16 protein-coding genes are annotated in these 13,780 nt (G+C 70.2%); 6 read left to right on the top strand and 10 right to left on the bottom strand.

Annotated elements, in window-relative coordinates; all coding sequences use genetic code 11:
- Positions 1-15: 15 nt before the first annotated feature.
- The 4 genes from minC to VGD44_RS04355 form a co-directional block, all read right to left on the bottom strand.
- Positions 16-711, bottom strand: a complete 696-nt coding sequence (gene minC / locus VGD44_RS04370; RefSeq protein ID WP_331084257.1) for a septum site-determining protein MinC — start codon at positions 709-711, stop codon at positions 16-18.
- A 135-nt stretch (positions 712-846) separates the two neighbouring features.
- The gene (locus tag VGD44_RS04365) at positions 847-1,863 is read right to left on the bottom strand and encodes an ATP-dependent DNA ligase (protein WP_331084255.1); all 1,017 of its coding nucleotides are present in this window, start codon (positions 1,861-1,863) and stop codon (positions 847-849) included.
- A gap of 37 nt (positions 1,864-1,900) precedes the next feature.
- On the bottom strand, positions 1,901-3,151 hold the full coding sequence (locus VGD44_RS04360; RefSeq protein ID WP_331084253.1) for an LLM class flavin-dependent oxidoreductase: 1,251 nt from the start codon (positions 3,149-3,151) through the stop codon (positions 1,901-1,903).
- 70 nt (positions 3,152-3,221) lie between these two features.
- Positions 3,222-3,554, bottom strand: coding sequence for a DUF1491 family protein (locus VGD44_RS04355; RefSeq protein WP_331084249.1), 333 nt, complete (start codon positions 3,552-3,554; stop codon positions 3,222-3,224).
- Between the two features lie 155 nt (positions 3,555-3,709).
- Between VGD44_RS04355 and VGD44_RS04350 the strand changes: the two genes are divergently transcribed.
- The gene (locus VGD44_RS04350; RefSeq protein ID WP_331084247.1) at positions 3,710-4,561 is read left to right on the top strand and encodes a hypothetical protein; all 852 of its coding nucleotides are present in this window, start codon (positions 3,710-3,712) and stop codon (positions 4,559-4,561) included.
- 117 nt (positions 4,562-4,678) lie between these two features.
- Here VGD44_RS04350 and VGD44_RS04345 read toward each other — a convergent pair whose 3' ends face one another.
- Positions 4,679-6,271, bottom strand: coding sequence for a HAMP domain-containing sensor histidine kinase (locus VGD44_RS04345; RefSeq protein ID WP_331084245.1), 1,593 nt, complete (start codon positions 6,269-6,271; stop codon positions 4,679-4,681).
- 213 nt (positions 6,272-6,484) lie between these two features.
- Here VGD44_RS04345 and VGD44_RS04340 point away from each other — a divergent pair, with 213 nt between their 5' ends.
- The 3 genes from VGD44_RS04340 to VGD44_RS04330 are packed head-to-tail and all read left to right on the top strand — an operon-like array spanning position 6,485 to position 7,910.
- On the top strand, positions 6,485-7,243 hold the full coding sequence (locus VGD44_RS04340) for a HAMP domain-containing sensor histidine kinase (RefSeq protein ID WP_331084243.1): 759 nt from the start codon (positions 6,485-6,487) through the stop codon (positions 7,241-7,243).
- A 41-nt stretch (positions 7,244-7,284) separates the two neighbouring features.
- Positions 7,285-7,707, top strand: a complete 423-nt coding sequence (locus VGD44_RS04335; protein ID WP_331084241.1) for a SufE family protein — start codon at positions 7,285-7,287, stop codon at positions 7,705-7,707.
- A gap of 59 nt (positions 7,708-7,766) precedes the next feature.
- Entirely contained in the window at positions 7,767-7,910 is a 144-nt protein-coding gene (locus VGD44_RS04330) for a hypothetical protein (protein WP_331084239.1), read from the top strand.
- 209 nt (positions 7,911-8,119) lie between these two features.
- On the opposite strand, the gene VGD44_RS04325 is transcribed toward VGD44_RS04330, so the two are convergent.
- The 3 genes from VGD44_RS04325 to VGD44_RS04315 all read right to left on the bottom strand — a co-directional run bounded on the left by VGD44_RS04325 (position 8,120) and on the right by VGD44_RS04315 (position 10,501).
- Positions 8,120-8,617, bottom strand: a complete 498-nt coding sequence (locus tag VGD44_RS04325; protein ID WP_331084237.1) for a PAS domain-containing protein — start codon at positions 8,615-8,617, stop codon at positions 8,120-8,122.
- 290 nt (positions 8,618-8,907) lie between these two features.
- Positions 8,908-9,327 (bottom strand): MucR family transcriptional regulator, encoded by a 420-nt coding sequence (locus tag VGD44_RS04320; RefSeq protein WP_331084234.1) that lies wholly within the window; start codon positions 9,325-9,327, stop codon positions 8,908-8,910.
- Positions 9,328-9,622: 295 nt separating this feature from the next.
- A complete protein-coding gene (locus VGD44_RS04315) occupies positions 9,623-10,501 on the bottom strand; it encodes a crotonase/enoyl-CoA hydratase family protein (protein ID WP_331084233.1) in 879 nt (292 codons plus the stop codon).
- Positions 10,502-10,661: 160 nt separating this feature from the next.
- Here VGD44_RS04315 and VGD44_RS04310 point away from each other — a divergent pair, with 160 nt between their 5' ends.
- Positions 10,662-11,234, top strand: a complete 573-nt coding sequence (locus VGD44_RS04310; protein WP_331084231.1) for an AAA family ATPase — start codon at positions 10,662-10,664, stop codon at positions 11,232-11,234.
- A gap of 445 nt (positions 11,235-11,679) precedes the next feature.
- On the opposite strand, the gene VGD44_RS04305 is transcribed toward VGD44_RS04310, so the two are convergent.
- Together VGD44_RS04305 and VGD44_RS04300 are read right to left on the bottom strand one after the other, a co-directional pair.
- Positions 11,680-12,630 carry an amidohydrolase family protein gene (locus VGD44_RS04305; protein WP_331084229.1) on the bottom strand — a complete coding sequence of 317 codons (951 nt, stop codon included), beginning with the start codon at positions 12,628-12,630 and terminating at the stop codon, positions 11,680-11,682.
- A 69-nt stretch (positions 12,631-12,699) separates the two neighbouring features.
- Positions 12,700-12,915, bottom strand: a complete 216-nt coding sequence (locus VGD44_RS04300; RefSeq protein WP_331084227.1) for a hypothetical protein — start codon at positions 12,913-12,915, stop codon at positions 12,700-12,702.
- Between the two features lie 224 nt (positions 12,916-13,139).
- Here VGD44_RS04300 and VGD44_RS04295 point away from each other — a divergent pair.
- Positions 13,140-13,780 (top strand): AMP-binding protein (locus VGD44_RS04295; protein ID WP_331084225.1); only part of this gene is annotated, 641 nt, incomplete at its 3' end.

Here is a 13,780-nt window from a genome sequence, read left to right as displayed (position 1 = left end):
GGCTCCTCCCGGAGATCAGTCGAAGGCTTCGAGCCGGAGCGCGCCGCGGTCGCAGCGCACCTGGACGGCGCGGCCGTGCAGGTCGGGGCCCCAGTTTTCGGCCGTGCGGTAGAGCGTGCCGACGCCGACCATTTCGGCCTCGAGGCGGCGGCAGAAGATGCGGGCGTCGGCGAGCTTCAGCCCCGCCAGCGCGCGGCCGCGCAGGGGGCCGTAGACGTGCACATTGCCGCCGGCGATCACCTCGGCGCCCGAAGCCACGGAGCCGACGACGACGATGTCGCCCTCGTCGAACACCACCGACTGGCCCGAGCGCACCGGGCGGTCGACCAGCAGCGACGGCGCGGGCTGGGCGGCGGGGCGGATGGCGCGGCCCTCGAGCGGCAGGTCGCGGCCGTGCAGGCTGGTGGGGACCTCGCGCCAGCGGGTGTTGGCGAGCCGGGCGGCGGGCACGCCCTCGACGCCCACGACACGCAGGCCGCGGGCGACCAGACCGTCCAGCACGATCGGCAGGGACTCCGGCCCCACCACCTCGGCGACGCCGGCCAGGTCGGCCACCACGGGCCGCTCGTTGAAGAAGCCGGGCGAGCCGGCGAGCTGACGGTCCAGCGCGGCGAACCAGTCGGCGAACGGGAACTCCGGCGTCAGCACCATGGCCATGAAGCTGCGCCCCCGGACCCGGATCGTGGGAAGCGATAGCGTCTCGCCGTCCATGCTTGGCCGCCTCCGTCCGCGTCTCGTGGGATGGGGCGTCCGCCGACGTTTCGCCCCGATGCCCAGGCCTCGGCGATTCGTGAGGCCTTTCCGCGGCTTGACCACGCCGCATTGCCGCCATGCTGCGGTCGAGCTTCAGCGCCGGATCTGCTCCATGGTGCACTGGCGGGGCGCCTTGTCGGGTCGCCAGCGGACGAGCCGAGTCCCGTGCCGGAAGCGGCCGCCGGTGACCTGATCGTAGGCGACCTCCACCACCAGTTCGGGCTTGAGCGGGACCCATTCGGCGGTGCGTTCGGTGCTCCAGCGGCTGGGGCCGCCCGGCGCGTCGCCGGTGAAGCCCTCGCCCTTCAGCTTGACCAGCTTCTCGGTCAGCGCCGGGCGGTCTGCGTGCTTGATCGTGGACGTGAACCCCACGTGATGCAGCAGGCCGGCGGCGTCGTAGAGGCCGAGCAGCAGCGAGCCTGCCACCTTCGTCCCCTCGGCATAGCGGAAGCCGCCTACCACGCATTCGGCGGTGCGGATCGTCTTGATCTTGAGCATCGCCCGCTCGCCCGGGACGTAGGGGCCGTCCAGCCGCTTGGCGACCACGCCGTCGAGGTGGGCGCCGAGGTCCTCGAGCCACGCGCACGCCTTGGCGCGGTCGGTCGTGCCCGGCGAGAGACGGATGACGGGCGCCTTGCCGAAGCGCTTCGCCAAGGCCTCCAGGGCCTTGCGGCGCTCGCGGAGCGGCGCGCCGAGCAGCGGGCGACCCTCGGCATCCATCAGGCAGTCGAACAGCATCAGGCCCGCGGGATGCTCGGCGGCGAGCCTGCGCACCCGGCTTTCGGCGGGATGCAGGCGCATCTGCAGCGCCTCGAACGAGGGCGCGCCGTCGACGTCGATGGTGAGCTCGCCGTCCACCACGAAGCGGTGGACCGGTAGGGCCCTGAGCGCCTCGACCACGTCCGGGAAGAAGCGGTCGAGCGGCTTGCCGGACTTGGCCTTCAGCCGCACTTCGTCGCCAACGCGGTAGGCCAGGCAGCGGAACCCGTCCCACTTGGGCTCGAACCGCCAGCCGGGGTCCGCCGGGACCGTGTCGACCAGCTTCGCCTCCATAGGGGCGAGGTCGAGCGGCACAGGCAGGTCCCGGAACGACGCATCCTTGGGCGACATGCCCGCCAAAGCGGTCGGCGGCGGGAGAGCGTTCCCGCTACTTGTCGCGAGCCTTTGCGGCTTCCGCCGCCTTGTTCAGGTCGGGCGCGTTCGGCGAGCGCATGGCGACGCCCCCCTGCATGCCTTCCTGCAGCGCCTTGGCGGCCCCCTCATGCGACATGATCTTGGCCAGCACCGCCTGGCCGGCGCGCTCGAAGGAGTCGCGGTGCTCGACCACGTACTGCCGCGAGGTGCGGTAGCCCTCCAGCAGGCCCTGGACCTCGGGGATCACGTAGCGGGCCACCAGCTCCCAGCTGCGGTTGGTGTTCTCGCGGTTGGCCCAGTCGTGGACGAAGCCCAGCACGGTCCCGAACCCGCCAGCCGAGGCGCTGAGCTTGCGGATCGCGGCCACGAGGTCGTCCGGCGTGCCGATCACCGCCGCCGAGCCGGGCGAGAACGCGGTCTGTTCCACAGCCTCCTCGGGGCTCCTGAAGGCCTCGGCGCCGGGCCGCATCAACGTGCCCACCGTGTACTCGTTGTGCCAGTGCATCAGGCCCTTGGCCGACTCGGCGATGGCCTGCTCACGGGTCTCGGCGATGTGCCAGGTCATCAGCACCCGCCAGTCCTTCCGGTCGACCGTCTTGCCGTGCTTCTTCGCCGCTTCCTCCGCGAAGCCCCACTGGGTAGGCAGCGCCGCCAGGCCGGCGTCGGAATTCGAGCCGATCGACAGCACGCCGATGCCGTACTTGCCGGCCAGGGTCATGCCCGACGGGCTGATCGAGGAGGCCGTGACCATCGGCAGCTCCTCCTGCAGCGGGAAGAGCTGCAGGCGGGCGTCCTTCAGGGTGAACCAGTCGCTTTCGTGGGTGACGCGCTCGCCGGCGAACAGGCGTTTCAGCACGCCGATCGCCTCGTCCTGGCGGTCGCGCTGCGTCATGGGGTCGATGCCCAGCATGTAGGCGTCGGAGGGCAGCGCGCCGGGGCCCGTGCCGAAGATCACGCGGCCGCCGCTCATGTGGTCGAGCTGGACCATCCGCTGCGCCACGTTGAACGGGTGGTGGTAAGGCAGCGAGACGACGCCGGTGCCGAGGCCTATGCGGTGGGTATGCTGGGCGACGCCGGCCAGGAACATCTCGGGCGAGGCGATCATCTCCCAACCCGTGGAGTGGTGCTCGCCGACCCAGAACTCGTCGTAGCCCAGGCTGTCCAGGAGCGCGGCGAACTTGATGTCGTTGCGCATCTGGAGCATCGGGTGCTCGCCGATGGGGTGGTGCGGGGCCAGGAACGCGCCGAACCGCATGCGAGCCATGTAGACCTCCCGAGCTTTTTCAAACACCTGTTTAGGTGACGGTCGGGCGGCTGGCCAGCCCGACGCCACGTCAGCCCTTTTCGACGGGCTCCACGAGGAAGTGGCGGCCTTCGCGGTCCTCGATCTCGACCACCCAGACGTCGGGGTCGATGCGGACGGCGCGCTCGATGTAGCGGTCGAGGTCGGGCTCCTCGCGAGAGGCGGCGGGCTCCATCCAGACCCGCTCGCCGTCGCCGCGGGTGGCTTCCGAGAGCAGGCGCGCGGTGCCGTCCGTGCGGTTCAGCACCTTGACCAGCACGGCGCCGGCCCGCGGATCGCCCTTGCGCGCCACCACGGCGAAGCCGCCGCCGATCTCGACGCGGCGGATGAGGGCGCCGACCCAGATGTCCGTGGAGAGCAGCATGCAACCCCGGACATTGCGGCCGCGACCCGCCCCGTCAACCTCGGCTCAACACCTCATCGGGTAAACGTCGGTCTCCCAGACGGCCATGCAAGGCCGCGCAAGATGGTGGACGCATGACGACGACGCGCAGAAGCGCGACGCCGAGGCATCGATGGATGGGGTTGCTGGGGCTGGCGTTGCTCGCCGCGCCCAGCGCTGCGAGCGCACTGCCGCAGGACCTGTTCTACGAGCGGACGGTGATGAGCGCCTTGGGCGAACGCTGCGGGCTGTTCACGCCCGAAGTGTCCGCCGCGCTCGCCGCGTCGGCGGCCCAGGCGCGTGGCGCGTCGTTGCGCGCGGGCCTCGACCGCCGGGCGCTGACGGCCATCGACCGCGAAGCACGCGCCAAGGCCAGCCGCGCCAAGTGCCGCAGCGCCGACGTCACCACCGTCGCGGCGCGGGTGAGAGACGCCTTCTCCGCCTACGAGCGCATCACGCGCCTGACCTATCCCGGCGACGCCTCGGCGTGGCGGGCCGACCGCGGCGCCGGCCGCACCGCACGCTGGCGCCTCGCGCAGGACGCCAAGATGGGCAAGAACCGCGTCACCTTTGGGCTCGTGGGCCGCGATGGGGCCAGCGCGCTGGTCGCCGTGGCCGACCTCGACAGCAAACAGGCTCCCTACGCCGCCCGGCTGGTGCTGCGCGATGAGGTCCGCACGATCGGTCCCTACCTCGACCCCCGCGCCAAGACCTCGCAGCTGAACAAGAAGCTCCCGCCGCCGGGGGCGACCAAGGCCTACATGGCCGAGGCGCGCGCGCCGGCCGAAGACGAACTCCTGCCCAAGGGCGCCTCCCGCGGCTGGGCGTTCCGCTTCCCTGCCGCCGCCGCCCAGGCGCTGGCCGCCCTGGACCCGCGAGAGGCCGTGGCGGTCGAGTTCCTGTTCGCCGGCGACAAGGTCCGCACGGCCTATGTGGAAGTGGGCGACTTCGCCGCCGGCCGGGCCTTCCTGCAGGTCGCGTCGCGGTAGACGCGCCGAAGGCGCTTCAAGAAGAGAACCGCGGAAAATGCGGAAGAGCGCGGAAGGCGATCCCGCCGCCGTCCTTTCCGCGTTCTTCCGCGGTTGAATCGACTACGCCTGCGGCGCTTACCCCTGACGCCGGAGCGGCGTCGGCGCCGCGGCCGCGCCATCCGTGAGCACCGGCAGGCGCACCGTCACGGTGGTGCCTTCGCCCATGGCGCTTTCCACGGTCATGTCGCCGCCGTGCAGGCGGGCGAAGGCGCGGACCAGGGAGAGGCCCAGGCCCGAGCCCGCGGCGCGCTGCTCGGCGTCGCCGGCCTGCTCGAACGGGCGGCCCAGGCGGTCGAGGTCGTCCTGGGCGATGCCGACGCCCGTGTCGGCCACCACCAGCTCGAGCGTGTCGCCGTGGCCCTGCACGGTCACCGTCACCGAGCCGTTGCGCGGCGTGAACTTCAGCGCGTTGGAGATCAGGTTCATGGCGATCTGCTTGACCGCGCGGCGGTCGGCGTCGGCGTAGAGCGCGGCGATCGGCAGCACGCCGCGCAGGTGGACGCCCGAGCGGTCCGCCTGGCCGCGCATCAGCCGCAGCACGGCCGAGACCGCGTCGCGGGCGTCGAAGGTCTCGATCGCCAGTTCGAAGCGCTCGGCCTCGATCTTCGACATGTCGAGCACGTCGTTGATCAGCTCGAGCAGGTGCGTGCCGCTCTCGTGGATCAGCTCGGCGTACTCGGCGTAGCGGTCGCCCAGGGGCCCGAACAGCCGCTGCCGCATGATGTCGGAGAAGCCCATGATCGCGTTGAGCGGCGTGCGCAGCTCGTGGCTCATGTTGGCGAGGAAGCGCGACTTGCCGGCGTTCTGCTGTTCGGCCGTGAAGCGCTCGGCCTCCAGGCGCTTCTCGCGGGCAAACTGCTCGCGCGCGTCACGGACGGCGGCGATGATGCGGCCCGACAGGGTGGCGCGCAGTGTGATCTCCAGCCAGCCTTCGCCGCCGGCCGCGGGTTCGGCGTAGAGGCTGGCGCGGCCCTCGTGACCGGCGGTGTGCAGGGCGGCGGCCAGCGCCGGCAGCTCGCTCTCGGCGACGAGGTGGCCGAGGCTGCGGCCCTCCAGCTGGCGCGCGCCGTAGTCGCCGATCGGGGCGCCGGCGGCCGAGAGCACGCGTCCGCTGCGGTCAAGGGACGCCAGGAGCAGCGGCTGGCCCTCGATCATCTCCAGGATCTGGTCGGCGCGCTCGCGCCGGCGCGCGTCGCGCTGGCTGGCGCCCTGGTACCCCACGAGGCCGGCGGCGAAGCCCAGGGTCACGGTGGAGAGCGCCATCAGGCTGAGCCAGGGCGCGGCGGCGGCCGAAGCCTGCGGCAGGTCGAGCAGCACCGCGTCCAGGGTCGACACCGCGGCGGCGGCCAGCGCCGTAGCGGCCCCCAGGGCCAGCAGCTCGCGGCTGCGGAAGGCGGTGGCGGCGGCGGCCGGCGCCAGGCACCAGGCGGCGAGCGGGCCGGCCGTCCCGCCCGTCAGGTGGCAGGCGACGGCGCCGGCCAGGCCCCAGGCCAGCACCGCGCCGGCGCGGCCGGGTCCGCCGAACAGGGACAGGATCGCGCCCAGGCCCGCGGCGGCTCCGCCGGCGGCCAGCGCCATCAGTTCGGGCCCCACGGGCAACAGCCCCCGAGCGGCCAGGCCTGCGCCCGTCGCGGCGATGGCGACCGCCCAGCCGGCGTGCCACAGCAAGCCTCCCGCCGCCTCGTTGCGGCGGCGCGCCTTCGACGATGTCGATCGGGCCGCGGCCAAACCCTAGGACCTCCGGTCAGGTTCGAAGCGGAACTCTAGCTTCACCGAGGGATTCGCGCGAGCACGCCCCCTGCGACACCCCGCCACGAAAGACTTTCGTAAGCGGCATGCGCCACCTTGCAGGCCCCAACCCGTCGGGCGTATCGCCGTTCCATGGCTGAGGCCGATCTGACTTCCGGCGCGGAGACCCGCGCCCGCGCCCGGATCGAGGCGGCGCTGGACGAGCGCCGTCGCTCGTTTCTGCGCATGGTCAGCCATGAGCTGCGCACCCCCCTGAACTCGATCCTCGGGTTCTCCGAGATTCTCACGGCGGAACTGTACGGGCCGTTGGGCCAGCCTCAGTACAAGGAATATGCCGCGATCATCCACGCCAGCGGCCAGAAGCTCCTGAAACTTGTGAATCAGGTGCTGGAGATCGCCCGCCTCGAGGGCAACACCATCGAGTTCGACGCTGCGCCCGAGTCGCTGGAGGCGGCGCTGGACGACGTGCTCCTGGCCCTCCAGCCGGACCTGGCGGCGCGCGGGGTGGAGGTGGCCGTCTGCGGCCGCGGCGAGCTGCCGGCGGTCACCGCCGACGGGCGCGGCCTGCGCTCGGTGCTGAGAGAGCTGATCCACAACGCCGTCGTCTTCTCGCCCGAGGGCGGCGAGGTGACGGTCAGCGCCCAGCCGCACAACGGCTTCGTCGACATCGTCATCCAGGACCACGGCGAAGGGGTCGATCCCGACGAGCTCGCGCGACTGATGGCCCCCTTCGAGCAGGGCGAGAACGCGCTCACCCGCAAGGCCGAGGGCGCGGGTCTGGGCCTGCCCATCGCCGACCTCACCTGCCTGGCCATGGGCGGGCGGCTGAAGCTCACGTCCGCGCCGGGTCAGGGCCTGACCGCGACGGCGCGCCTTCCTGCGGCCCGATGACGGTTGCAAGGGGGCCGCGGGCTCCTTAACTCCCGGACGCCATGGCTATTTCCGACGCGCTTTCAGAGCTCCGCGACGAGTTCGACGTCCTGGGCGACTGGGAGGAGCGCTACCGCTACGTGATCGATCTGGGGCGGGAGCTGGCGCCGCTCACCGACGCCGAGCGCAGCGACCCCTACAAGGTACGCGGCTGCGCGAGCCAGGTGTGGCTGGTCACCGAGCCGCAGGTCGACGGGGCGCTGAAGTTCCGCGGCGATTCCGACGCCCACATCGTGCGCGGGCTGATCGCCATCCTGCTCAGGCTCTTCTCCGGCCGCGCCCCCGCCGAAATCCTGGACTTCGACGCCAAGGCGGCCTTCGAGGGCCTGGGGCTCACCGGCGCCCTCTCCTCGCAGCGCTCCAACGGCCTGGCCTCCATGGTCGCCCGCATCCGCCGCGACGCCGAGATGGCCCAGGCGGCCTGAAGCCCACCTCTTCCGACGATTGGCATTCGGCGAACGTCGGGCGGCCGCGGACCTTGCGCATGAGGCGGGTGTTGACGCCGTACTGCGGCTGCTCGGGGCGGATCAGCTCGTGGCGGCTGAGCTGGGCGGCGTCGGGGGCCAGCATCTCGACCTTGATGTCGTACAAGCGCAGGCGGCCCCGCTTCTCGGGGGCGCCGCCGTAGTCGCGGATGTAGTGGTCGAGCGTGCCCTGCCAGCCGTCAGGAAGCCCTCCATGTAGCCCCGAAAGTCGCCGCGGTTCCAGGCGACTTCCATGTCGGCGATCACCTGGCGGATGGCGGCGTCTTCGGTCGCGTTTGCGGGAGCGGCGAACGCGGGGGCGGCGAAGCTCGAGAGGATACCGGCCGGGAACGCCCGGCGGCGCATGTACGCCCTACGCCACCATCGACGGCGCGGGGCGGATGCCGCTCTGGACAGGGCCCAGGCCGACGACGGCGTCGTAGCCCAGGATCATGTCCACCTCGTCGCCCCGGGTGACGAGCGGCAGGCGGATCCAGATGAGGGAAAGATGCGAGGCGCCCTTCCAGGCGAGGTTGTGGACGCCGGCGCCCGGCTTGCGGCTCTTCACGATCTGCCCCAGCTCGCCCCGCCAATAGTCGGCGGCGGCGGAGTTGTAGACCTCGCCCAGCCGGCAGCCGGTGATCTCGCGGCCGTAGACGTTGTAGAGGCCGGTGCCGGCCAGCCGCATGCGGTAGTCGGCGTCGGGCAGCACCTCTATCAGGCTGACCGTGGGCAGCAGCCGCTTGATGTCGCCCGGGTCCAGGCGGCGGCGCGGCGGCACCGAAGTGTCCGCCCGGAGCGAGCTCCAGTAGGCGAACAGCTCCTCGTGCGCCCGGATCGCGGCGCCCGCAGGCGCGATCTGCGCGGCCATCTTCAGAGACCTGCGTAACGGCTTGGATTCATGACGAATCATATGTCGCCTGATCCGCGAATCGGCGGCAAGGCGAAAATGGTTAACGAGGCGGTAAATCGACAAGCCCCTGCGCCGCAGGCGGCGATTCAGAACCGCGGAAAACGCGGAAGGACGCGGAAGGCGCCGAGCCTACACTGACCCCTTCCGTTCTTCCGCGTTTTCCGCGGTTCAAAATCGGCGCTGCGCGCCAAAGCAAAACGCCCGCCGGAGGACCGGCGGGCGTTCTGCGATCGGATTGTGCGTAGAGCCTAGCGCTTCTTGCGGGGGGCCTGGCGGCCGCCTTGGCCGAGGCCCATCTGCTTGGCGAGGTCGGAGCGCGCCTTGGCGTAGTTCGGCGCGACCATCGGGTAGTCCTTCGGAAGGCCCCACTTCGAGCGGTATTCCTCGGGGCTCATGTTGTACTTGGTGCGCAGGTGGCGCTTCAGCGACTTGAACTTGCGGCCGTCTTCCAGGCACACGAGGTAGTCGGGCGTGATCGAGCGGCGGATCGGAACGGCCGGCTCCTTCGGCGCGGCTTCCACAGTCTCGACGCCGGCCGAGACGCCGGCCAGGGCGCGGTGGACGCTCTGGATCAGGCCGGGCAGGTCGGCGGCGGCCACGGTGTTGTTACCGACGTAAGCGGAAACAATGTCCGCGGTCATCTCGATGACTTCCGACTTCTCGTCCATTTCTCTTGGTTCCAAAGGTTCCGCGCCGACCTAGGCGACGAGTGATTCACAAGATCAGTGCGCCGTCATTATCGGGATCGTTCGAAGCACACAACAGAGAAATAGAGCAACGCGTTTCGCCTATTGCGGGAAGAGAAGTCGAGACCGCCATAAACAACCGTTCGTTGCCGGAACCAGAGTAGCGGCGCGCCTCTACCTGATAGTCCGGTGTGCGCTGCAACAGGGTGCGCCGGGCCGCAAACGAAAACGGCGCCCGCGGTGGGGCGCCGTCAACGGTGTTATTTGGAAGAGCCCGTTAGCTGAACGCCGGCGGCGTCCAGTGGTCCCAGATATCGGGCAAGTCCTTCGACACCTTGTCCGGATAGTTCGGCGGGCGCTTCTCGAGGAACGACGTCACGCCCTCGCGCGCGTCGCCAGCCTTGCCGCGGGCCTGGATGCCGCGGCTGTCGGCCTGGTGGGCCTCCATGGGGTGGCGCGCGCCGGCCATGCGCCAGATGAGCTGGCGGGTGATGGCGACCGAGACGGGCGCGGTGTTGTCGGCGATCTCGCGGGCGATGGCCTTGGCGGCGGGCAAGAGGTCGTCGGGCGCGTGCACCGAGCGGACCAGGCCGCGCTCGTGCGCCTCGGAGGCGGGGAAGATGCGGCCGGTGTAGCACCACTCCAGCGCCGTCTGGACGCCCACCAGGTGCGGCAGGAACCACGACGAGCAGGCCTCGGGGTTCAGGCCCCGGCGGGCGAAGACGAAGCCGTAGCGGGCGGTGTCGGACGCCAGCCGGATGTCCATGGCGAGCTGCATGGTGACGCCCACGCCGACGGCCGGGCCGTTGCAGGCCGAGATCACCGGCTTCAGGCTGTCGAAGATGCGCAGCGTCAGCAGCCCGCCGCCGTCGCGCTGGACGCCGTCGACCGTGCGCGCCTCGCGATCCTGGCCGCCGCGGGTCTCATAGTTGAAGGTCTCGGCTCCCGCCGACAGGTCGGCCCCGGCGCAGAAGGCGCGCCCGGCCCCGGTGACGATCACCACACGCACATTGTCGTCGCGGTCGGTCTCGTCGAACGCGGCGATCATGTCCTGCATCATGCGGGTGTTGAACGCGTTCAGCTTTTCGGGCCGGTTCAGCGTGATCGTCGCGATCCCGTCCTCCACCGAATACAGCAGCGTCTCGAACGTGGGCATTGGCTCTTCCTTGGGTCAGGGTTGGAGCCAGTTCGGCGCGGTTGACGGATGGGAGGTCAAGGGGGTGGCGCGCTGCCTTGCGCGTCGGCTTCCGACCCCATTGCCGAAGCCGGCGCCCGCCCTAATGTCCCCACCCAGGGGTGAGCACCGGGGGCGCGCAATGAAGAACGTGATCGTCTACCTCGTAGGGCCCCCAGGTGTCGGCAAGTACACGGTAGGCAAGCTCATCGCAGAACGTCTCTCGGCAAAGCTTCTGGACAACCACTTCTGGAGCAACCCGATCCTTGAGGTGGTCGAACCTGATGGGACTGCCCTTCCGGCGGGCGTATGGGACAGGACGAATGACGTCCTGTCAGCGGTGCTGGAGACGGTCGCGCTCTTCGGACCCGCTGGGCGCAACTATGTCTTTACGCATGCGGTCTCGGACCCGGGCGGCCATCCTATCGACTGGGTCATAGCTGGACAGCTTCTCTGGGTCGCCGAGCGGAGGCGGGCAAGCCTGCTCGTGGTCCGTCTCGCGTGCGGCGAAGAGCAACTTCGCGAACGGATTTCCAGCGAGGAGCGTGGCCAAAGGTTCAAGACCAGAGACGCCGGAAAGGCTCATTCGCTCGCTTCCCTTGGCCCATTCCCGATCAATCACGATTGGGTTCTCGACCTGAACACCACCGGTCTCAGCGCGGCGGATACGGCGGATCGGATCGAGGGCGAGCTCATGTCCCGTCTGCATCCGTAGGTCCGATTTTCAGCAGGTCGGCACAAGGCCGAAGCCATCGCCGGCCCGTTCAGCGAATCGTTTCCTTCTCCTTGGGAGCCGAAACGCGGCGCGTCCTGGTCTGGGCCTTGGGCTTTGGCAGGAGGCGGAAGCGCGTCTGGCACCACGCGAAGTCAACGCCCACATCGAGCAAGGCATCGGAACGTCCGCAGGGGCAGGCAAATTCCATGACCGCGATGACACGGTAGGTCTCTCCAGCCTGGAGGGGCACCGGCCTTCCCGTGGCATGGTTTGGGGCGGCGTTGACGCATAGAACCAGATCGCCAGGGCCGACAGCGTCGCTCATAGCCTTCATCCACTACCCTGACGGAAGACTAGACCCTGACCCGCGCGGGGCAAGACCGGCTTCCACGTCGTTGCGGGCGCTGGGACAGTCGGATGGCAGGAGCCCTCCCCGCGGGCGCCCCTACCCGATCCCCAGCACCCGCGCCGCATTGCCGCCCATCCACTTGGCCCGGACCGTGTCGGTGAGCGGCAGGTCGTCGGTCTCGCGGACCAGTTGGGCGAGCGGGATCATGCTGGTGCCCCAGCCGCTGCCGAAGATCATCTTGTCCTGCAGCATGCGGGTTCCGTAGTAGATCAGCGGCTCGTAGCCGGCGCCAGGCGCGAGCAACTGCTTCACGCGCCGGCAGGCGATGTCGATGTAGAGGTTCGGGTGGCGCATCGCGATCGCCACCAGGTCGCCGATCCACGGCCAGCCGCCCAGGCCCGCGACGATCTTCAGGGTCGGGAAGCGGATCGCCAGCTCGTCGAGATACTTCGGGTGGGCGTAGTCGTACGGCCGGTCCGACAGCAGGTGGACGCCGGCGGTGATCCGCACCGGAATGTCGAGCTCGACGCACTTGGCCAGGAAGGGGAAGTAGGCCGGGTCGTTGATGTAGCGCTCCTCGCGGTAGCTCGAGACCTCGAAACCCCGGCAACCCAGCTCGCGCACCCCGTGCTCCAGCTTGGCGACGCCCGCCTCGCCCTCGTCGCCCCAGATGCGGAACCAGGGGATCAGGCGGTCGGGATACTCGGCGGCGAACTTCGCCACGTCCTCGTTCGATGCGCGGCGACCGGCGTTGCCGATGCAGGCGTGGCTGACGCCCGCCCCGTCCAGCATGGCGATGACGTCGGCGTGGCTCATGGCGCGGGCCATGTCGACGTCGCAGAGCTTCAGGGCCAGCCCCGTCAGGCCGATGGTCGCCTTCGCCTCGTTGAACTCCGCCAGGCTCATGCCGATCTGCGCCGCCCACCCGGGCGCCATCAGCTGGGCGTAGCCCTCCTTGTCGAACCCGCGTCCGGACTTGATCAGCCGGACCGTGTCCTCGACCGCCTCCTTCGTGGGCGTGTCGCACTCGAAGTCGATGACGGTCATGGAAGGCCTCGCACTGCAGCGGCGGCAGTGAAGAGTTCATCGCCGCCAAGTGCAATGGCAGGCTGGCTGTTACTTGGCCTGAGCCATTTGCGCCGCCTCGGCGGTATCGCCCTGGGCGGCCGCCTCGACCTTCCGGGGGCAGACCTTCTTCTTGATCGTGCTGCCGACCACCGTCTCCTTTCGGCAGGCGAGCTTCGCGACCTTGGCGGGCGGCGCAGCGGGCGTCGTGGCGGCGGCGACGGGCGCGGCGCTCTGGAAGAGTGCGGCAAGCAGCAGGGCGACCATGGAACCTCCTGAAGGGTCGGTTCCATGACCTTGGTCTGCGACTCGCCGCGCTGCGAGGACGGCGCGTCACAAAGTGACGGACGCGTCACGCTTGACGAAAGTCAGGGCAAGCCCACGTCATTTCGCCCGAACGGCGGGCGCCCGCCCCGCTTGACGCACCCGACGTCAATGTCCGCCACTCCGCGGTGACAGGGCGGCCCGAGACCGCCCGCGGGAGTGAACGCATGCATCCGGCGACCCACGCCAAGACACATCCGGACCGCGCCGCCTACATCATGGCCGCGACCGGGGAGACGGTGACCTACAAGCAGCTGGACGAGCGGTCGAACCAGGGGGCGCATCTCTTCCGGTCGCTGGGGCTGAAGGTGGGCGACGTGATCGCGATCTTCATGGACAACCACCCGCGCTACTTCGAGATCGCCTGGGCGGCGCAGCGGTGCGGGCTCTACTACACCTGCATCTCCTCGAAGCTGACCGCCGGCGAGGTGGACTACATCGTGGGGGACTGCGGCGCCCAGGTGCTGATCGTCTCCCCGGGCGTGGGCGCGGTGGCCGATGAGCTGCCGGGCGTGCTGCCGAAGTCGGTGAAGCTCTACATGACGGCCCCGGCGCGGGCGCCCTATGCGAGCTGGGAAGAGGCGCTGGCCGCCTTCCCCACCACGCCGATCGCCGACCAGACCGCCGGCTCGGACATGCTCTATTCGTCGGGCACCACCGGGCGGCCGAAGGGGATCAAGCCGCCGCTCACCGGCCTGGCGATAGACGAGGTTCCCGGCATGGGCGGCATCGCGCAGATGCTGTTCGGCTTCCCCGAGACGCCGGTCTACCTGTCGCCCGCGCCGCTCTATCACGCCGCCCCGCTGCG

The organism is Phenylobacterium sp. (assembly GCF_036402295.1).
Taxonomy (GTDB): Bacteria; Pseudomonadota; Alphaproteobacteria; order Caulobacterales; family Caulobacteraceae; genus Phenylobacterium.
Note: the sequence above shows the minus strand (reverse complement) of the source record. Positions and strands in the feature narration are given on the sequence as shown.